At 51.6% G+C, this 19,546-nt stretch carries 15 protein-coding genes; 10 read left to right on the forward strand and 5 right to left on the reverse strand.

What is annotated here, in order from left to right:
- Positions 1 to 102: 102 nt before the first annotated feature.
- The gene (locus B036_RS0113170; protein WP_020569190.1) at positions 103 to 999 is read right to left on the reverse strand and encodes a WD40 repeat domain-containing protein; all 897 of its coding nucleotides are present in this window, start codon (positions 997 to 999) and stop codon (positions 103 to 105) included.
- Positions 1,000 to 1,064: 65 nt separating this feature from the next.
- Here B036_RS0113170 and B036_RS0113175 point away from each other — a divergent pair, with 65 nt between their 5' ends.
- The 6 genes from B036_RS0113175 to B036_RS0113195 all read left to right on the forward strand — a co-directional run bounded on the left by B036_RS0113175 (position 1,065) and on the right by B036_RS0113195 (position 8,129).
- Complete coding sequence (locus tag B036_RS0113175; protein WP_026231952.1) at positions 1,065 to 1,265, forward strand: hypothetical protein; 201 nt, start codon at positions 1,065 to 1,067, stop codon at positions 1,263 to 1,265.
- 101 nt (positions 1,266 to 1,366) lie between these two features.
- A complete protein-coding gene (locus B036_RS34435; RefSeq protein ID WP_264758372.1) occupies positions 1,367 to 1,492 on the forward strand; it encodes a hypothetical protein in 126 nt (41 codons plus the stop codon).
- Positions 1,493 to 1,574: 82 nt separating this feature from the next.
- Positions 1,575 to 2,225 (forward strand): 4'-phosphopantetheinyl transferase family protein, encoded by a 651-nt coding sequence (locus tag B036_RS0113180; protein WP_020569192.1) that lies wholly within the window; start codon positions 1,575 to 1,577, stop codon positions 2,223 to 2,225.
- A gap of 152 nt (positions 2,226 to 2,377) precedes the next feature.
- Positions 2,378 to 6,541, forward strand: coding sequence for a DEAD/DEAH box helicase (locus B036_RS29270; RefSeq protein ID WP_020569193.1), 4,164 nt, complete (start codon positions 2,378 to 2,380; stop codon positions 6,539 to 6,541).
- 57 nt (positions 6,542 to 6,598) lie between these two features.
- Complete coding sequence (gene infA / locus B036_RS34555) at positions 6,599 to 6,817, forward strand: translation initiation factor IF-1 (protein WP_020569194.1); 219 nt, start codon at positions 6,599 to 6,601, stop codon at positions 6,815 to 6,817.
- Positions 6,818 to 6,968: 151 nt separating this feature from the next.
- Positions 6,969 to 8,129, forward strand: coding sequence for an ATP-binding protein (locus B036_RS0113195; RefSeq protein ID WP_020569195.1), 1,161 nt, complete (start codon positions 6,969 to 6,971; stop codon positions 8,127 to 8,129).
- A gap of 55 nt (positions 8,130 to 8,184) precedes the next feature.
- On the opposite strand, the gene B036_RS0113200 is transcribed toward B036_RS0113195, so the two are convergent.
- Together B036_RS0113200 and B036_RS0113205 are read right to left on the reverse strand one after the other, a co-directional pair.
- Positions 8,185 to 8,697 (reverse strand): gamma carbonic anhydrase family protein, encoded by a 513-nt coding sequence (locus B036_RS0113200; RefSeq protein ID WP_020569196.1) that lies wholly within the window; start codon positions 8,695 to 8,697, stop codon positions 8,185 to 8,187.
- A 148-nt stretch (positions 8,698 to 8,845) separates the two neighbouring features.
- On the reverse strand, positions 8,846 to 9,760 hold the full coding sequence (locus B036_RS0113205) for an aldo/keto reductase (RefSeq protein WP_020569197.1): 915 nt from the start codon (positions 9,758 to 9,760) through the stop codon (positions 8,846 to 8,848).
- Positions 9,761 to 9,917: 157 nt separating this feature from the next.
- On the opposite strand from B036_RS0113205, the gene B036_RS0113210 reads away from it, so the two are divergent.
- The 3 genes from B036_RS0113210 to B036_RS0113220 all read left to right on the forward strand — a co-directional run bounded on the left by B036_RS0113210 (position 9,918) and on the right by B036_RS0113220 (position 13,629).
- Positions 9,918 to 10,631 carry a hypothetical protein gene (locus B036_RS0113210; RefSeq protein WP_020569198.1) on the forward strand — a complete coding sequence of 238 codons (714 nt, stop codon included), beginning with the start codon at positions 9,918 to 9,920 and terminating at the stop codon, positions 10,629 to 10,631.
- A 208-nt stretch (positions 10,632 to 10,839) separates the two neighbouring features.
- A complete protein-coding gene (locus B036_RS0113215; RefSeq protein ID WP_026231953.1) occupies positions 10,840 to 11,211 on the forward strand; it encodes a transmembrane 220 family protein in 372 nt (123 codons plus the stop codon).
- A gap of 33 nt (positions 11,212 to 11,244) precedes the next feature.
- Positions 11,245 to 13,629 (forward strand): alpha-L-rhamnosidase-related protein, encoded by a 2,385-nt coding sequence (locus B036_RS0113220; RefSeq protein WP_020569200.1) that lies wholly within the window; start codon positions 11,245 to 11,247, stop codon positions 13,627 to 13,629.
- Positions 13,630 to 13,767: 138 nt separating this feature from the next.
- Here the strand turns inward: B036_RS0113220 and B036_RS0113225 are convergent, their stop codons facing one another.
- Complete coding sequence (locus B036_RS0113225; RefSeq protein ID WP_020569201.1) at positions 13,768 to 14,457, reverse strand: LytR/AlgR family response regulator transcription factor; 690 nt, start codon at positions 14,455 to 14,457, stop codon at positions 13,768 to 13,770.
- Positions 14,450 to 15,577 (reverse strand): sensor histidine kinase, encoded by a 1,128-nt coding sequence (locus B036_RS0113230; RefSeq protein WP_020569202.1) that lies wholly within the window; start codon positions 15,575 to 15,577, stop codon positions 14,450 to 14,452. Before B036_RS0113230 ends, B036_RS0113225 begins: the two co-directional genes overlap by 8 nt.
- Positions 15,578 to 15,764: 187 nt before the next feature.
- Between B036_RS0113230 and B036_RS0113240 the strand changes: the two genes are divergently transcribed.
- A complete protein-coding gene (locus B036_RS0113240) occupies positions 15,765 to 19,448 on the forward strand; it encodes an ABC transporter permease/M1 family aminopeptidase (RefSeq protein ID WP_020569203.1) in 3,684 nt (1,227 codons plus the stop codon).
- Positions 19,449 to 19,546 lie beyond the last annotated feature (98 nt).

Below are 19,546 nucleotides of genomic sequence, written 5' to 3' on the forward strand. Positions count from 1 at the left end.
TGCGCGCTAGTTGCAGCAGTCGCTAGCGCTCCGTTGCGGGGGTTGCAGTAGTTGCAGGGAAACGCATTAGCGTTATGCCTGCAACTACTGCAACCCCCGCAACTATTGCTTCAACTTCCAGGTCAAAATCCGTCGGTCATCCCCAGCGGTGATGAGGGTTTCCTCGTCCAGCCAAAGAAGGGTATTGACGGAGTTGACGTGCCCTCGATCACGGACGACTTCGCAGACCTTGAGCAACTCCCAGGTTTTGGCATCCCACAGTTTGACCGTTTTGTCGCGGCTGGCGGTGGCGAGGTAACGGCCGTCGGGGGAGAAAGCGAGGTCGTTGATGGTGGAGTTGTGTGCGTCCAGCGGAGACGGTAGATTTTTAGACAAGGCCAGATCGAAAAACTGTAGCCGGGCGTCCCTACCTCCAGAGACAATAAACGGATAACCCAAACCGGGCTGGAACGCAAGGCAAAACACGGAAGGCGCATTGGCCATTTGGCTATCAATCAATTCAAATGTACGTTGGTGAAGCGTGTAGATTTTACCATCACTGGCACCAACGGCAAGCAGGTCGCCAGCAGGGTAGCAGGTAATACTCCGCAACGAATTCTCGCTAACGGGCAAACTCTCTACCGTCCGCCCTGTCTTGGCGTTCCACCGGGTAAGCACGCCGTCTCCGCCAGCGGTAAAGACCTCCTCCCCTACCCTCAACACGGCAAAAACGCCTCTCGTGTGCTGCGCCACGTGGAGATTACGCTCTGGCTCCTCCGGGTAGAGCCAATGCACACCACCATCAAGTGAACCGGCAACCAGGCCGCCATCTTCAAGGGTATCAAAACTCAGGAATTTGCCACCCTCCACGTTGGCAACTGCGCGGCCAAAGTTTACGTCGTCCTTGTGCCAATGCACGAGCAGGCCATCTGCTGCTGCGGAATAAAAGCCATCCTGAGCTGGTTTCAGGGCATAGATGGCGGCATTGTGGCCAGTACGTTCTTCGGTTCGGGTCAGCATATACTGCGAACATATTAGGCAAGTTTCCGTTGCAATAGCTGAATGCTTTTCATTACCAAATGATTATGAAATATTTTTTCGCCGCCATTTTCTTTTGGATACTGGGATACGTCATTCCCAGCTTTCCGGTCTTTCTGCAGTACATCATCGGAGTGCTTGTAATACTATTCCTTAGTACCGTCCTGTTTTATTTGATTGATACGCGGGTCTATGCCCGAATGCTTCATGAACAGGGAGACGAAAGTATTCCAGATCAATTTCTTTAGCAGAAATTGATATCGACAGTGGCAAATGCATTAAATACTTTCCTTCCGTAATAGCAAGGCTTCGAGGCAAGGATTTCTCCCGTCCACCCAGAAAAGATTTCATGACCAGATCTTTCGGAGGACAACCCAGCTCCATTGTCGCGAATCAGCCGATGCGCGACCTGGTGGTTAATCCAGACATCTTCTCCCACACGTTCCGCTCAATTCCCAAAAGTCGGTACCTTTAGGCATTACCTCAGGCATCCTTTGCCGCTAAACGATTATATTCAAATTGCCAGTAGCCGTAGCTACTCACTACCAACACCTTAAATGTCCGTAATTCTCCACGAAGACTACCATCACCCCGGCGAGTGGGGCCTCTGGCACATTACGGAAACTGAAGATTGGTTAAAGGAAAACCTGGCCCTTTCTCCCGCTGAAACGGAGGCGATGAGCCTGATCAGAGGAGAAGGGCGCAGAAAAGAATTTCTGGCCGCACGCATGCTTTTGCACTACATGAGTGGAAGGAGCGTCAGGGGAGAGCTTGTCAAAGACGACGCTGGCAAACCACACTTACGGGACTCCCACTTCCACATTTCTATTAGCCATACCGTTAACTATGCCGCGGCGATTGCGCATCCGAACCTATGCGGTATCGACGTCCAGCGGATCGTTCCTCGTATCCGCCGAATGGCGGAAAAGTTTGTCGGCCCTGGTGAACGGGTTCAGCTAATCCCGGAACACGAGTTGCTTCAGCTGCACCTGATTTGGTCCGCAAAAGAAGCAATGTATAAGGCCTTCGGCCGACGCCAACTGGATTTTAAAGAGCATTTGGTGGTAGATCTCGGTCTCTTCTCTTTAGCAACGTCCACCGGAAGTGCGTTCCTGAAAAAAGGAAGTATCGAAATGCTGTTCGATCTTAATTTCCGGGTATTCGATGATTTTGTACTCGTCGGTTGTATCGAACGTGTTCCTCGATAGACTACAAAACCGGGCGATTGGTCTATTATTTTCTACTGCTTTAGTCTTGTCCCACCGGTAATATGCCGACCTAAGTTCACCCCTGCTTCGTATGGTGGTCCGCACCACATAACGTACCTTGCACCTGCGACCGCGCCCGGACTAAAATTACTATGCAACGCAGCCTTCCTATTTCCAATCTCGACATGCAGAAAAAAGATCTTCTTACGCTCTCGCGTGAAGAGCTACTGCTACTGGTCACTATTCTTTTGGAAGGGAATACCGCTGAGCCCTACCAGCTGGAAAGTATGCTGGGGCTTGCCTGCCGGGAGGTTCCTTCCATTGGCAAATGGCGCCGGGGCTCCGTTCAGCCGCTCGTCAACAGGCTGGAAAAAAACAATTTCCTCCAGGAGACTTATCGTTCGGTTACGGTTGCTACCACCTGGCGAATACCTCTTTTTTTTGCTGCCGACAACCTCCGCCCGGAAGAATTAAAGGCGCTCATTAAGATCATCAACGATAATAAGCGCTTTCCTGATGATGGCAGTCAAAATAATTCCTGGCACATTAGGTACGAAGATATCCATACCAGGATTTTACATAAAATCCTGTTGGACCGGGAGCACGATTTCCGCCGGCTTTATGCCCTCCTGACTAACCGCCGCCGATATTTCGAGCAGATTCAGGAGAAAGTCCTTAAAGAAGTTGACCGGTTAATCGCAACGCTGGATCAAAATTTCTGGGGCAGCCGAAATAGCTATTTCCAATGGCTCCATTTCAACAACCAGCAGTATAACTATACCGACTGGGAGGAACATACACCAGCACGCCTGCTGCCGCTGCTGCGGGTGCTCAACAAAAGTGATGATGCCCAGGACCTCCTTGAGGAGACCCGCTCCATCGCACTTTTAGGTCTTCATTACTTTCGACAACACCCCGGCGATTTTTCCTTCGACTCGGGCATTCGGGCCGTTATCCACTTGCTTAACGGTGAGGAGGCTTCCGCCGACCAGGCTTTTGCTAAAATGCCGGAGGTGGAAGATGAAGCGACGTTGGTCGACGTCATTGCCCTGGCGCGGAGCCTGGGCACCGGTCAGATAAATGAAAAGACACTCTTGCTCCGGTCAAGCAGGTTCAAAAAAAGTGCTTATCCAAAGCTAATCAATTGCTTCCTGTCCTTTGTGCGGGTGCGCACCGGAGATGCCCATGGAGGGGAAAAATTACTGGAACATCAGCTAAAACAGGGACTTTCTCATCCGCTGGAATGGATGGTGGCCTTGTGGTGCATAAACTGGACTGGCTTGAAGCCCCGGCAGTCTATGCTGGCCTCTCTTTTCCAGGACCTCGACAATGGCGATTTCGCCAATATTCCCTGGGTAAAAGCCGAGATATATCATTCTCTGCTTACCATTTTCCCGCATGCCCCCAATGCTGAGAACTGGCAGGCAGATATAGCAGACTTTTTGGATAATCAGGCGCGGACGCAGGTGCAAAAAACTGTTTTTCTGCAAAGTTTGCTGCCCGTCAAGGCCCCCTGGGAATACGCCTTGCGGTTACTTCAGCAAAGCAGCCTGGCAGAGCAGGAAGACGTTGAGGACGGGCCTGCCTACAGGACCATCTGGGTGGTGGACTTCACGGAAAGAGAAATCTTTTGTAAAGAACAAAAAGCCGGCGTCAGGGGCTGGACCAAGGGCCGTAAATTAAAATGGTACGAACTGATCAGCCCTAAGAATCCGGACGCCATGGACCCAGCCGACGGCAGGGCCATCAACGCCATTTCAACCTACGATGGTCGCCGTTTATCCGGCTCCTTAATTTATAATGACGACAGTCTTCGGATCGACTTCGGCCACATGCTTTACGAAATTGCCGAGCACCCCCGAATTTACCTCGATGACAAGAAGCGCATCCCCATTGAACTTAGTCGGGCAGAACCGGAACTGCAAATAACGGAGACCGCCGACGGGATGTTATTGCGGTTCGACCCGCCAGTAGAAGAGCATGGCTATGTATGGCGGAAAGAAACGCCCACCCGATACCGCATTTACCATCTGAGCGAGCGGCAAGGTAAAATCGCCTGGGCCATCGGTTCCGGCGTAGAAGTACCAGCTTCTGAACGAACCACCGTGGAAAACATGGTGGAGGACCTGCGACCAACAGTCGCCATCCAATCTACCTTTGACCTGATCAACGATGACCTGGAGCAGGTAGCGGGCAGTTCTTTACCCTGCTTCCACCTTCTACCCTTTGGCGAGGGCTATCAGGTGGCCATTTACGTTAAGCCTATCCCGGAAGAATCGATTTATTTCAAACCGGGAGACGGAATGCCCCGCACCGTGGTCGTCCTGGAAGAAGGACGAAAATTATTGCTACGGGACCTGAATGAGGAAATCGCCGAGGTAAACGCAGCGCTGGCTGCCTGTCCTACCTTAAACCGCATCGAGGGAAGCTTTCATGAATACATCATCGAGGATACGCAAACAGCCTTGCGTATTCTGCTGGAACTGCGCAGCCTGGTCAGCGAACAGCTGATCTCCATCGAACACCCCAAAGGAGAGAAGCTAAAGATTATAGCTACCGCTGGCTCCAACGAACTGGCCATTAAAGTGGGTAAGAACCGGGATTGGTTTGAGGTGGACGGAAAGCTTACCGTCGACGAAAACCGGGTCCTTGACCTGGAGATGCTGCTGGAGCAGGTACGAAACCGGAAAGACAATCCTTTCGTAGAACTGAACGAAGGCGAGTTTCTCGCACTGACGGATGAGCTCCGCGACCGTATCCTGGAGATGGAAGGGCTCCTGCACCAAAAAGGCAAAAAACTTCAACTCCCCACCCTGGCCGCCAGTGCCTTTGCTGAAATGGCCGACGGGCTGGAAGACATGGCGTTTGATGACGCCTGGAGCGAGAGCCTGGAGCGGATAAAATCGGCAGATAAAATCCGTCCACGGGTACCTAAAGATTTCAAAGCGGAACTCCGCGACTACCAGAAAGAGGGCTTCAAATGGCTGATGCGGCTGGCCGAATGGGGCGTAGGTGGTTGCCTCGCCGACGATATGGGTCTTGGTAAAACCATACAGGCACTGGCCATGCTCTGCGCCCGGTCTGACAAGGGGCCGGCACTGGTCATTGCCCCCGCCAGCGTAACGAGAAACTGGCAGGCGGAGACGGAACGCTTCGCGCCCGGGTTGATCCCGGTATTAATCGCCAGCCGGCAAGAAGCCGTGCAGTTACCGCAACTTGGCAAAGGTGACCTGGCCCTCGTCAGCTATGGCCTCCTATCCTTTATCGGGGACGAGTTGCAGGCCATTGATTGGGCTACCATCGTACTGGACGAAGCCCAGGCAATCAAGAACACGGCGACCAAGCGGGCCAAGATTGTCCAGAACCTAAGCGGAGATTTCAAACTGGCGACGACCGGTACACCGATCGAGAACCACCTCGGCGAACTGTGGAGCCTCTTCCGCTTCCTGAACCCGGGGCTGCTGAGTGGAAAATCTGCCTTCAACGAAAAATTCAATCGCCCCATCGCCCGGGACGGTGACGAGGATCGGCGCCGACAGCTGAAAAATCTCGTTAAGCCCTTCATCCTCCGGCGACGAAAAGATGAAGTGCTTACCGAGTTACCGCCGAAGACAGAAATCCAACTCAACGTAGACCTCAGTGAAGAGGAAAAAGCGCTTTACGAAGCCCTGCGCCGCCAGGCGCTGAAGGACATTGCTGCGGCCGACGAGCAGCAAAAACGCTTCACCGTATTAGCGCAACTGACAAAGCTCCGCCAGGCTGCCTGCCACCCCCGCCTTGTGCGCCCGACTTCAAAAATCGGCAGTGCCAAGCTGGAACTCGTAGGCGAAACACTGCTGGAAATTCTGGAGAACGGACACAAAGCCCTGATTTTCTCTCAGTTTGTGAAGCACCTTAAAATTGTGGAAAACTGGGTTAAAGGCCAGGGTATCGCCTACCAATACCTTGACGGCAGTACGCCGGGGAGCAAACGGGAAGAAGCCGTCAATGCCTTCCAGGCCGGGGAAGGAGAGGTTTTCCTCATCAGCCTCAAGGCCGGTGGCACGGGCCTGAACCTTACGGCGGCCGACTACGTCCTCCACCTCGACCCGTGGTGGAACCCGGCGGCCGAGGACCAGGCCAGCGACCGCGCTCACCGCATCGGCCAGCAGCGACCGGTCACGGTGTACCGCTTCGTCAGCCAGGGCACCATTGAGGAGCAAATCATTGCCCTCCACGCGGAGAAGCGGGATTTGGCGGACCAGATATTGAGTGGAACAGGGAATGCTGGGAAGCTGGGGGTTGCGGAGATATTGGGGTTGATCCGGGAGGCTTAATTTCATTGAACAAAGGTGTTGTATCGTTAGTCTCGGATTTTGAAAACTTAATTACCTATGAAACCTAAATATCACAGAGCAACGGTTATCGAGATAATCGACACCCGGAATATTAAGGTCTTGATTGAAGAAGGGGAGGAAATGACAGCCTCCGTTTCTGGTAAAATCCGAATGGGCTTACATAGTAAAATAAGAGTAGGAAATGAGGTTACCATCGAAGTAAGCCCTTACGATAATACACGTTGCCGACTTACGTACCAGAAAATCTTTGACTAATCGTCCTTAGAATTCCCCAATGAAACTAAGCTAACAGGTCACTTTACATTTTTTTTAAAATCTGAGTACCTAAATTTATGCGGATTGACTATCGGACTAGTCAATCCGCATGAATTTATAGCAAATTGACTAGTTCGGCGTATATTGCAATATGATAACCCGACATATTGAACAAGCCATCAAATCTCAGATAGGTAAATACCCTGTCATTACGATTACGGGGCCGAGGCAAAGTGGTAAGACCACATTGATTAAAACCCTTTTTTCAGACTTGCCATATTTTTCTGTTGAGAATCCTGACACCCGAGAGCAAATCGAAGATGATCCGAGAGGTTTTTTTCAACTATACGGTCATCGCTTAGTACTGGATGAAGTACAACGGTTACCTATATTGCTCTCCTATATTCAGGGGATCGTAGACGATGACAAAGAAGCATGCTTTGTACTGAGCGGTTCTCACAACATGCTCATGATGGAAAGTGTGAGCCAGACCTTAGCAGGTCGAACCACTATTTTCTACCTTCAACCACTGTCTTATGCCGAGATTAGAAAAGATTACCCTAACACTACCGCGTTAAACCAGATGTGGCGTGGGGGATACCCGAGAATATATGATCGGGATATAGACCCAACAGAATTCTACTTGGCTTATGCAGAGACTTATGTTCAGCGTGATGTCCGGGAAGTTAAGAATATAGGTAACCTTAGGTCCTTTTCGCGCTTCCTCGCAATTTGCGCCGGATATATTGGGCAAACCATAAATTACAGCACCTTGGCGGAAGCTGCTGATGTGAGTCGGGACACGGTAAAGTCCTGGTTGTCCGTACTAGAGACCTCTTACGTACTTTATCAGGTTTCGCCATACTTCAAAAATTTTAAAAAGCGCTTGATAAAATCGCCTAAACTTTATTTTCGGGATACAGGGTTGGCATGTTCGCTCCTGGGCATTAATTCCGCAGAAGAATTAAACACGTATTATCAAAAGGGGGCAATCTTCGAAAATTTTGTTTTCAATGAATTAGCAAAAGGTTTTTATAACGCCGGCCGTAGACCACCTTTTTACTTTTGGAGAGACCGAAGCCAGCATGAAGTAGACCTACTTTTGAACAGGGGGATATCAATCGACCCGGTGGAGATAAAGAGTAGTGCTACTTTCAGGATGGACTTCTTTAAACAGCTAGACTGGTTTCGCAAAGTGGCCGATATCCCGATTGGGGAAGCTACCGTCATCTATGGTGGGGAAGATGAGTGGCGCTCAGACTCCCGCCGGGTACTCAGCTGGAAAAACATAGACCAATTAGTAGCGCCTTAGAAAAAATCCTATCTCGAACACAAATCACCACAAAAAAGGGACTTGCTAAAAGTGCCTACTTGAACCAGGAAGCATACTTCAAATAAGCCGCCGCAATCCGCTCAATCGTATCCGCCCGTTGGGCGGGATCCAGGTCTTTGATTTTTTTAGCGGGAATACCGGCGTAAACGGAATTAGCCTCACAGCGCATCCCGGCGGGCACCACCGCTCCGGCTCCAATGATGACATTCGATTCTACCACCGCATCATCCATCACGATCGCTCCCATGCCGATTAGTACCGAATCATGGATGGTGCAACCGTGCACGATGGCCCGGTGGCCGATACTGACGTCGTTGCCAATGATGGTAGCTGCCCGCTCGTAAGTACAGTGGATACAGGCACCATCCTGAATGTTGACGCGGTCGCCGATAGTGATGGCATTGACGTCGGCCCGAACAACAGCGGTAAACCAGACCGAACAGTCATTGCCCATGGTCAATTCTCCGATGAGCGTTGCGTTCTCGGCGATGAAGCAATTTTCTCCGTAGGTGGGGGTGTGGCCGCGAACTGGGATTATTAATGGCATGGTCAATGGTCAATGGTCAATGGTCAATGGTCAATGGTCAATGGTCAATGGTCAATGGTCAATGGTCAAGAAAAGCGTCATAGCGTTGGGTTCCTAATTTCTATACTTGTTTTTGAAAAAAAGTCCCGCCAATAGTCCAAAATACCAATCAGGCAACCTCGTGCCCCGTAGCTGCCTCCAGAATCGCGAACCAGTCCTGCGTCTCCATGTCCAGAGCGAGGGCCAGGCGGGTATTGTCCAGGCGGCTGGTTTTGGTGGTTCCCACTACGGGAATGGCACCTACTGGGTGTTTGAGCAACCAGGCCAGGAGAATGACATCTTCACTGACGTTTCCATATTTCCGGGCGAGGGTTTTGACAACATCGCGGAGGCGAAGCACGCCGGTACCTTCGCTTTTGAAATATTTGCTTCCGCCAAGCGGGCTCCAGATCATGGGGCGGATCTTCGCGGTAATCAACTCATCAAAAGTACCGTCGTAAAAACATTTTGGATGTAATGGATGACACTCGACTTGATTGGTCACCAGTTTGGTGCAGCCTGCCAGGAGGTTGAACTGGCTCGGGGAGAAGTTACTAACGCCAAAAGCTCTGACCTTTCCATCTTGTTCAAGGCGGCTGAAGGCTTCGGCCACTTCGGAAGGATCCATCAGGGGGCTGGGACGATGAATGAGGAACAAATCGAGGTAATCCGTCCGAAGGTTTTGCAGACTCCGCTCAGCACTATTGATGATGTACTTCCTGCTCAGGTCGTAGCTTTTAATCATATTGTCCGGTCGGCGGTGGGTTTCCAGGCGGATACCGCATTTGGTCACCAGTTGCATTTGGGCGCGGACGCTGGTGCCGAGCCCGGTCAACGCTTCGCCAAAGGTGGATTCTGTGGAGTAATGGCCGTAGATGTCCGCATGATCGAAGGTGGTAATGCCGATATCCAAGCAATGCCGGATCATGTCAGACATCTGGTTCGGGGCATAATCAGCCCCCCACTCTCCCCAGGTCATCACGCCGGCTACAATCCGGGAGAGACTGGGCCCGTTGGGAGTAATATTTATTTGGTCGATGGTCATAGCGTAAAAGTAATTCACCGGCGGTTAAAATCCAGGGTACATGCAGTGTAGCTTAACTTTGTTCTGCTTAAGTTGGTCTTACCTGCATTCCACCACAGCGCCCGGGCATTAAAAAAACCTCCTCTGCCTAAAGCTTCCCTGGCAAAACGTATAATTAATGGATAAATTTATTTCTTTCTGCCTCTTATTTATCTGCTGTTCTTGCCTGTTGCAAGCACAAAACGTCCAGAAACGCCCCGTCTCCGCCGCGCCCTTCTTTATTGATGCGGACGTTGGTACTTTGTTGATAATCGATGATTATGGAGCCATCTTTGCACACTGGTCATTGGGGGCGGGCTACCGGATCAACCCGCGTAAGGCCATCGGGTTGGAATATCGCTGGGCGTACTCCAGCGCCAGTTACTATAACCCCGAATATGGGCGTGGTGTGGGCATAACCTATCGTTACACGAACAAGGGGCTCTTCGTCAAAACTGCCATTGGTTTGGAGTTGAACGCTAAAAAGGAGAACTACGAATCACCGATCATATACGATGCGGTGGGTGGCAGTTTCTACCACAACCTAACGTTGGGCTGCCGTTTCCGCAGCGGTATCTTCTTGGGGATTTCGGGAACCGGTTTTTTCAATCGGATTTTCAAACGATCAGAGTTTATTCTTGCCCCGGAGTACGCAGCGGAGTATGATGAAACCGGCGAGTTCCCATTTTTTGATGTCCGGCAGGCACCGGAGGGTGCGGGTAACTTTGTATCGCGCGGAGAGCGAACGTTTAATTTGTACGCGCCGACCCTCACGATCGGCTACGCCTTCCCGGGGCGGGGAAAGAAAAAAGACCAGAAGGTACAACCGGCTGGCAGTAAGGAGAAAAGATAAGCGGGCCATGCCCGACAGGGCTTTTCCCCTCGTAACCGCCAACCTCTCCGGACATGATTTCTAATACACCAGCTCGTGTGCCTTTCCTGTCCGGCTAATCATCCACTTTAGTGGCCGGTTAGTACCCTGTTGTGCTGTGGCGAATTTCCGGTCAACCATCATCAGGCCGATGCTGGCGATTATATTTGCGTCCAATCAAGTCATCGCCATGAAATACCTCCACCTGGCCGTCGCCGCCCTCTTCGCTCTTTGTGCCTATTGGCAATTAAACGACCCTGACTGGAATAAGTGGGTAGCGGCCTACGGAGTAGTGGTTTTCATTGCTCTTCGTACATTTTTTGGTGGCTTACGCCCCATTGTACCTTTATTACCAATGCTGGTGCTATTTGGCTGGTGGACGACCTACGTGCCCGAATTTGCCCAATGGATCAGCGACGGCATGCCCACCATCACCGGTTCCATGAAAGCCGAGTCTCCACACGTGGAGTTGACACGGGAATTTTTCGGACTATTGATTTGCTGGGGCACTTTGGCTGCTTATGCGTGGGGAGCGTGGAAAACTGGAAAACGTAAAGCCTAAGTAAATTCCTTTTTCAACCTTTCATCTTACTTCATGATCCGCTACCTCATTTTCCTTTGCTTATGTTTAGTTCCGTCTTTAGCTAAAACCCAATTCAACGCCAACTGGGTAACCCACCCCACCCTGAAAGGCAGCGAGCAAGCCGTGGTCCTCTTCCGCTCCACCTTCAACCTGGAGACCCTGCCAGATAGTTTCCCCATAGACATTACGGCGGACGCCCACTTCCGCCTCCACGTCAACGGAAAATGGGTCACCTGGGGGCCTCAATTAGGAGATATTCAACACTGGCGGTACGATCATCACGACTTACTCCCCCATCTCAAAACAGGCGAAAACATCATCGGGATAGAAGTTTTCAACTGGGGCCACTACCGCCTCTTTGGGATGGAGAGTGAACGGACCGCCCTACTAGTACAGGGCTATGGGCCGTCCGGATTCCTGACCACCCAACGCAATAGAAAAAACTACCAGTGCGCCCTCGATCCCGGCGTCCGGGGTAAACAAATTCGTTGGCGTTACGACGATCGGGACATCATCGGCGGTCTTTATGCCAACAACCCGACCGATAGCCTTTTAGCAACTGACCATCAGTGGAACTGGCAACAAGATGGTTTCCCCGCTGGCACGTGGTCTTATCCCTCTTTCGTAGAGTGGGGGCAACTCCGGAAAAACGGCGGTGCCTTCCTGTGGATGCTGGAACCACGCACCACGCCGCCGCAAAAACGTACCCCCCAGGCATTCAAGGCGCTGCGGCATTCCTCAAAAGGTGTTGGTCTGCCCAAGGGCTGGCACCTCGGTCGGCAGAACGTAGAACTTCCGGCTAACGGCGCCTACCGTTTTCTATTGGATATGGGCGAGGTCACCTTCGGCTTTCCTACCCTCCGCTGGAGTGGTGGTAAAGATGCCACCATCACCTATACCTGGGCAGAGAACCTCTTCAACCCCGATAAAACAAAGCCGCACCGCGACGAAGTGGAGGGTAAAATTGTCAAAGGTTACTTCGATACCGTCGTCGCAGATGGAGGTAAAAACCGCAGCTATATCCCCAGTTGGTACCGCACCCTGCGTTACCTCGAAATCCAGGTAACCGTAAAGGAGGAGCCTCTTCAACTCCGCGCGCCCACTTTCGACCGCGTCACCAGCAGCATCCCGCTGACGGCCAGCTGGGAGAGTGACGACCAGGCGCTGGACGACATTGTGGACATGAGCGTCCGGACGGTCGAAATCTGCACCCAGGACTATTACCTCAGCGATGCTTACTACGAAACGATGCAGTACATCGGCGACACCAAAATTCAGGCGCCGGTATGGGAACTCTACACCGGAGATCGGCGGCACACCCGCAACGCCCTGATGGATTTCCACCGTGGCCGAAACGAAAATGGCGTACTTAAATCTGCCTACCCCAACCGCTACCAATTCTATCATTCGACCTATTCCCTGGTTTGGGTAGATATGGTTTACGATTACTTTCAGCGGTCAGGAGACACAGCGTTTGTGCGTCAATTCCTACCGGGCATTACCCATACGCTGAGTTATTTTGACGCCCACTACAACCGAACGTCGGGTTATCTGGAGGGCATCCCCTATTGGCCGTTTATCGACTGGTACGTCGGGGCGGAGCAGATGGGAATTGCTCCTGGTTCCGATGCCGACGCCTCCACGCCCGTCAGCCTGCATTATGCACATGCCCTGGGCAGTGCGGCCTCTCTTTTTGAGGCATTAAATGCCAAAGGCAATCAGGCAAAAGATTGGAAAGAACAACAACGGGGCATGATTGCCACGCTCAGAAAACGCTGTTATAATTCGGGGCGTAAACTCCTGGCAGAGCGGCCAGATCAAAGCTACTACGACCAGCACAGCAGCATTTTGGGTATTTTGCTCAATGTCATTCCGGAAAAGGAACAAGAGCAAGCCCTCGAAGCTTTGCTGCGCGACGAAGACCTTGGCCAGGCGACCTATTACTATCGCTACTACCTTTTTACCGCGCTGGAAAAACTGGATCGGGCCGACCTGTTCCGGGAGGTCCTGCAACCCTGGCTCATTCTTCGTGATCAGGGGGCGACCACCCTGGTGGAACGTTTTGAAGACGTCCGCAAGCCTACCCGTTCTGAGGCCCATCCATGGGGGGCTTCGCCGGCACTTTTTGCTTATCGGTTGCTGGCTGGCATTGATACGGAACATCATAGTGACGGTATCCGTATGGCTCCGGCATTCGGCCACCTGAAGTACATGCAGGGCTATTGTCCGGTGCAAGGAAAGGATGCAGGGGTCGGTTTCGTGCTACGCCTGGATGGCGATAAATTAAGCGGAACGGTCAGGGCAGAAACCCTGCCGATCGATTTTAGCTGGGGTGGGCATCGGGTCAGGGTGGCTGCGGGGGAGACGGAGGAGATTGGACTGAAGCGGAAGGAGTAGGTAGTGTTTTTTTGGCGCGGACGCTGGTGCAGGGAGAGGATATGGAGCAAGGAGCATTTGGGCCTAACGAAAACAAGGCCGTTCACCCCCGCGTTTTCGTTATAAAGCCCACCATGCAGTAGTTCCAAAGCGCTAACTTTACTGATAAAGCGCAGAAACCTCCCGCCGGTACGTCTGCCCAACAGGCACCTTGCTTTCCCCCAATACCAGTACGTTACCCTGGATGCGGTCAATCTTAGCAACGGCAACCACAAAGGACTTGTGTACCCGCATGAATTGGTCTTTAGGCAAAATGTCGGCGTAGGCTGAAATGCTCTCGTGGCAAAGCAAAAAGTCGTCCGCAAAAAACATTTTGGTGTAGTTACCAAAAGCTTCTATGTAACGTATGTCGGCAGTATTCACCTGATGGTAGGTCTTGTCTCCCTTGATGAAGAAACGCTGTTCAACTGTTTCACCACTTCCGGTAGCATTTGGTGCAGTACGGATAGTAGCTTTATTTACTGCCTGGACTAACCGGTCGAAGCCAAACGGCTTGAGGAGATAGTCCACCACATCGAGCTCAAAGCCCTGAAGGGCGTGCTCGCTGTATGCGGTGGTTACGATTACCTGGGGTGGTTGGCGCAAGGTTTTCAGAAAGTCAAAACCGGTAAGTTTGGGCATATTCAGGTCCAAAAACATCAGGTCGACAGTATCCTTGCTAAAAAAGTCAATGGCCTCCATCGCGTTGTAACAGTGCTTCTTCAACCGCAGGTGCGGGAGTAAGGAACAGTAATCTTCCAGTAAGTCGTGGGCCAGTGGTTCGTCGTCAACAATCAGGTAATCAATCATGGGGCGTTATACTTAGGGAGGCAAAATAGGTGTCGTTCTGTATCCGTAAATCCAGCTGGTACTGGTCTGGGTAGGTCAACTCCAGGCGTCGGCGTAAGTTTTCCAGGCCGATGCCCGGGTGTGTACTGGTTTCTTCTACGTCAAAATTATTCTCTACCGTAAAATCGATTCGGTCCCCGGTAGAGGCAAGCACTATATTGACGTAAGCACCGTTCATTTTTTTCTCTACGCCGTGCTTAAAAGCATTTTCCAGTAATATGATGAAGAGCAAAGGCGCTACGGTTGCTCCTCGCTCAATCTGGTGGTAAAAGTCCAGCGTAACCGTCTGGCGATAACGAATTCGATTAAGCTCCAGGTAAGCATTCAGGTAATCAACTTCCTCGCTAAGGGAGACTTTATCTTTCTTCCCTTCATATATCGTGTACCGCATCATATCCCCTAGCCTTAGGATTAAATCTGGTGCCTCTTTAGCACCCCTTACCGTCAGGGCATGCAGGTTATTGAGGGTATTGAAGAAGAAATGGGGATTAATCTGAGATTTGAGCATCGCCAGCTCCGCCGAGGCCTTCTCTCGCTTGAGATCCTGCAACCATTTCCACTGATCATAGATGAGGGTAACTACGACAAACGGTATGGGCAAGAAAAACAGCGGCAAGATGAAATCCTTATGTACCGTGTACGCCGAAAAATCGCCAATGAACAGCCGGGCCCCAAGGAAGTAACAGAAGAGAAGCGTGTAAAAGGCTACGATGCCCTTACCATATCGTCGAAAAAAGGAGGGAGCCAGTATGGCAAAAGCCCCCAGGCTCAACGCCGTCAAAGACAGGAAGGTAATGGGGTTATCGGGGATCTGCATCTTCCCATCGGCAAATACCGTCAGCCAGCAAAAAACGATCAGGATCAAAACCTGTAGGAAGAATTTTCGATATTGCTTCAGTTCCTGCCAATGATGAATGGGCAGGGAAAACATCAACCACCAAAAAGAGAAGATCAAGATATTCTCTCCGTACGCACTCGGGTTAATCAGAATATACCCTAGCCAACTGAATATCACCGTGGCCAGTGCGACCAACAGGAGGCCAATAATATAGGCACGGTACCGGAGCAAAAACACTTTCATACTACAAAATTAGGCCAGAAGCGGGGCCGTAAAAATTTTATCGCCGAACCATGACGGAACTTTCACGAACGCCTTTATTTTCAGTATAAACCGGCTTCCTGCTGAAAACCAGGTATTGTAAGGCAAAAACCAGTTGGGATGTCATCCTTATTTTTCTCGCCTTACGCCTACGATTAGCTTCGGCGCTATGCTATACGACCTCCTCCGTTTTGAATTCGGCTACCAACTACGTCAACGTTACGTCTGGCTGTTCATGCTTTTGTTTTTGAGCCTTGGCCTCCTGGTCGGACGCCAGGACCAGGTGGGCGTGAACATCGTGTTTAACGGGAGCTACCAAATGTCTTTCATACTGGGACTTTTCAGTCTGTCTACCGTGTTCATTGTAATGTTTGCTACCGGAAATGGCCTGCACCGCGACCAACAGTATAAGTTTGAAGAGATACTTTTCAGTTCCGGCCTCAAAAAATGGCAGTTTTATTGGGTCCGTTACATCGGGGTACTCGGCACCAGCGCGCTGGCTTTTGGGCCCCTGGTGATCGGTTTGATTTTGGGACAGTGCTTTGCCGATGTAGCCCCCGAACGCTACGGCCCCTGGACCTGGGGCAATTACCTAAAGCCATGGTGCTGGCTGGTATTACCCAATATCCTGATTTGCTCCTCTCTGATCTTCGTGGTTAGCCTGTTGTTCCGCAACACCTTCGCCGCCTACGCCACGGCGGTACTGATTTATGCGGGTTACTGGCTGGGCGCTATTTTTCTCAATTCTCCGCTCCTGGCACAAGGGGTGCCCACCAGCCCGGAAAACATGGCAATTGCCGCCATCGCCTCCCCCTTTGGGCTGGCTGCCTTTTTTGAACAGACGCAGTATTGGACACCAACGGAACACAGTTTTCGACAACTGGCGTTTACGGGTTATTTAGCCTGGAACAGGGTCTTATGGTTTGGTATCTCCATAGCCGTGCTACTCTTTGGGTACTTCCGTTTTTCTTTGCGACCGGAGGTTGGTAGGGGGAAGAATCGCCAGGGCCAGCCGAGCAAAGCCTTCGCTCTTCGGCCGAGGCGGGAGGTACGACCTGATTCGTCCGACCAGAGGAGGTTATCCGGTAATTTACGACCCGATCACCCGGCGGACGAGCCAGCTCCTATCGTCGCGTCCCGGCCGCCGAGCGATCTCCCTACACCATTCCCCATCGTAACCAAGACCTTTGGCGTATACCATGAATGGCGGGCCTTCCTCCGTAATCTCAGCCGGGAGCTACGCTTCGTCTTTGGCCATCTCGCATTTTTGGGCATTTTTGCCACCTGGTTATTCATCGTCATTTCAGAGGTACACAGCCACCTGCGTATCCGTGGGGATTACGGAGAGGTCTTATATCCTTACCTCGCCGCACTAATCGAACAGTTCGCCGGTGTACTCCCTTATTTTTCACTTATCCTCATTGTCTTTTATGGCGGCGAGTTGGTGTGGCGGGAGCGCACCCTGCGTATTAGTGACATCATGGATGCCATGCCCGTCTCTAACGCTGCAATCTACCTGGCGAAGCTGGCCGCCTTGACCATTTTACCACTGGTCCTGCTAAGTTCCGGTTTGTTGGTCTGTCTTGGTTATCAATTAGGATACGGTGGCGTTTCCATCTCGCCAATTTCTTACCTCCTTGTCTTTTACCTGCTCGCCGGTCGGCTGCTTTTCTTTGCCACGCTTACCATCATGCTGCAAAGCCTTGCGACAAATAAGTACTTAGGCATGTTGCTAAGCCTCGTCCTTTGCCTTGTTCTGGCAACACCTCTTAGCGTTCGATTAGGATTGGAACATCCCTTATGGCGGCCGGGCGACCTGACCCAGGTTCAATTTAATGATATGAGCGGATTTGGCGTGGAACTGGGAGCCTACCATTTACGTGTAGCCCTGGTCGTTTTCCTGGGAGGCTTCTTTTCCCTGATCGGTTTTCGGGCCTGGAAACGTGGAACTGACGAGAACCTGGCCTCTCGCCTGATTCGGCCCCGCCCTGGCTCCTCCCGCTTCGAACGCCTGCTTTCTGCACTTGCCCTTATCGGAACCGCAGGCTGCATCTTCGCCATTTTCTATCAGGTAAACATGGTGGAGCCCTACATCAACGCCAGTCGAAGTACCGACTTGTCAGAAGAATACGAGCGACGCTTTAAGCAATACGATCAACTTCAGAAACTCTACCCCGTTGACCTGAACTACACGATAGACCTGTTCCCCGAAGAGCGGCAGTACTCCGTTACTGCCAGGCATATTCTGAAGAACAAAGGAAATTCCCCCGTCGATAAAGTCTTCCTTTCTGCCCGCTTAGCCTTACAGGAGGTACGACTCAGCGGAGGCCATTTGCTAAGCCACGACAATAAACACCTGACTTATCTCTATCAATTTGACACCCCGCTCCAACCCGGAGATAGCACGACCTTAAATTACTCACTGGAAGTTGAGAGCACCGCCTTTAACCCCCGACTTGACATCGCCAACAACGGAACGTACATCCTTCCGGCACGCTTCGAACCCTCCATGGGTTATCGCCCATCGCGGGAAATAAGAAACGATCGAGAAAGAGAACGACGGGGCCTGCCTCCACGTGGAGAAGAACTCATTTCTTCCGACCACTTTGCGCTTCCGACAGAAACTGGTTTGGGCCGGGTAAACTTCGAATGCCTGATCTCCACCAGCGCAACGCAGACAGCGCTTGCCCCAGGAACGCTGCAAAAAGAATGGACCGAAAACGGCCGCTATTTTGCCCACTTCAAGGCGCAAGAAAAAGTAGTGCCCTTTCTGGCTTTTTTCTCGGCTGACTATGAAGTTCGCCGCGAAATTTACCAGGGCATTACCATTGAGCACTACTTCCACGCCGAGCATGATATGAACATCGACGCTTCCGTTCTAGCCGTAAAACGAGCACTTGATTATGGCCAGGAGCAGTTCGGGCCTTATCCATATGATTACTTACGCATTGCCGAAATCCCCGGCCACTACCGCTTTGGCGGCATGGCCATGCCGGGCTTGATCAGTATGGTTTCCAATCGATATTATTTGGTGGATCAGCGAAACACTACGGCCTTCAACCTGGTGGCAAAGCGCGCCATTCATGAGGTTGGCCACCAATGGTGGGGCCACGCCCTGATGTCAAAACCGTCTCCAGGCAGTGGCCTGCTCATCGAAGGCCTGGCCAAGTACACAGAGGGCGTTGTCATGGACAAATATTACGGCAAAGGCAGCCTCTGGAACCTATCGGATCAGGCCCAACGCAGGTACTTCCGTGAACGGGCTTATGACCCTGCCCCGGAACAACCTTTACTCCTCGGAGATGCGCCCCATCTCCTTTATGGAAAGAGCTACCCGGCGCTCATGGCTACCAGGGACCTCTTGGGTGAACAGCGGATAAACGCCTTGCTGCGTGAGTTGATCGGGAAAGAGAAAGGGCAAACCGAATTTACGGTAACCTCTCTGGATTTGATCAACGGCCTTAAAGAAATGGCCAACCCAGAGGAGGAAAAGCTGCTGGAACAATGGCTGGAACGAATCATTATTTACGATATCGCACTGGAGACCGTCGCCTTGCGCAAAGAGGAGGATGGCTTCCTTATTCAAGGTCGGTTCAAAGCTCATAAAAGGAGTAACGATGCTGAAGAAATCTCCTGTGAACCACTACCGCTTGGGGTATTTACGGTACCCCCGGGTGAAGTCAGGGATACCTCCCAAATCCTGCATTGGGGCTACTACTCCCCCGGAGCACCATTTGAGTTGAGGGTAACGGAAAGACCTTTTTACCTAAGTATTGATCCTTACGGGACTCGGGTAGAGGAAAAGCGGCATGAGAATACGGTTGGGTTGGAGCTTATTGAAGAGACGGAATAAAGGGCTTACCGGGTTTATTTACGGATCGTTTTTGGGCGGGGCCGCAGGTGCAATATTGGGTTACCCGGCCTTCAGGCCGTCCTGTTCTGAGGCCTTCA

The organism is Neolewinella persica DSM 23188 (assembly GCF_000373105.1).
In the GTDB taxonomy this organism is placed as follows: Bacteria; Bacteroidota; Bacteroidia; order Chitinophagales; family Saprospiraceae; genus Neolewinella; species Neolewinella persica.

Excerpts from the sequence above, each read along its gene's own strand:
- B036_RS0113170 (WP_020569190.1), bottom strand. The coding sequence starts at position 999 with ATGCTGACCCGAACCGAAGAACGTACTGGCCACAATGCCGCCATCTAT.
- B036_RS0113175 (WP_026231952.1), top strand. The coding sequence starts at position 1,065 with ATGAAATATTTTTTCGCCGCCATTTTCTTTTGGATACTGGGATACGTC.
- B036_RS34435 (WP_264758372.1), top strand. The coding sequence starts at position 1,367 with ATGACCAGATCTTTCGGAGGACAACCCAGCTCCATTGTCGCGAATCAG.
- B036_RS0113180 (WP_020569192.1), top strand. The coding sequence starts at position 1,575 with ATGTCCGTAATTCTCCACGAAGACTACCATCACCCCGGCGAGTGGGGC.
- B036_RS29270 (WP_020569193.1), top strand. The coding sequence starts at position 2,378 with ATGCAACGCAGCCTTCCTATTTCCAATCTCGACATGCAGAAAAAAGAT.
- infA (WP_020569194.1), top strand. The coding sequence starts at position 6,599 with ATGAAACCTAAATATCACAGAGCAACGGTTATCGAGATAATCGACACC.
- B036_RS0113195 (WP_020569195.1), top strand. The coding sequence starts at position 6,969 with ATGATAACCCGACATATTGAACAAGCCATCAAATCTCAGATAGGTAAA.
- B036_RS0113200 (WP_020569196.1), bottom strand. The coding sequence starts at position 8,697 with ATGCCATTAATAATCCCAGTTCGCGGCCACACCCCCACCTACGGAGAA.
- B036_RS0113205 (WP_020569197.1), bottom strand. The coding sequence starts at position 9,760 with ATGACCATCGACCAAATAAATATTACTCCCAACGGGCCCAGTCTCTCC.
- B036_RS0113210 (WP_020569198.1), top strand. The coding sequence starts at position 9,918 with ATGGATAAATTTATTTCTTTCTGCCTCTTATTTATCTGCTGTTCTTGC.
- B036_RS0113215 (WP_026231953.1), top strand. The coding sequence starts at position 10,840 with ATGAAATACCTCCACCTGGCCGTCGCCGCCCTCTTCGCTCTTTGTGCC.
- B036_RS0113220 (WP_020569200.1), top strand. The coding sequence starts at position 11,245 with ATGATCCGCTACCTCATTTTCCTTTGCTTATGTTTAGTTCCGTCTTTA.
- B036_RS0113225 (WP_020569201.1), bottom strand. The coding sequence starts at position 14,457 with ATGATTGATTACCTGATTGTTGACGACGAACCACTGGCCCACGACTTA.
- B036_RS0113230 (WP_020569202.1), bottom strand. The coding sequence starts at position 15,577 with ATGAAAGTGTTTTTGCTCCGGTACCGTGCCTATATTATTGGCCTCCTG.
- B036_RS0113240 (WP_020569203.1), top strand. The coding sequence starts at position 15,765 with ATGCTATACGACCTCCTCCGTTTTGAATTCGGCTACCAACTACGTCAA.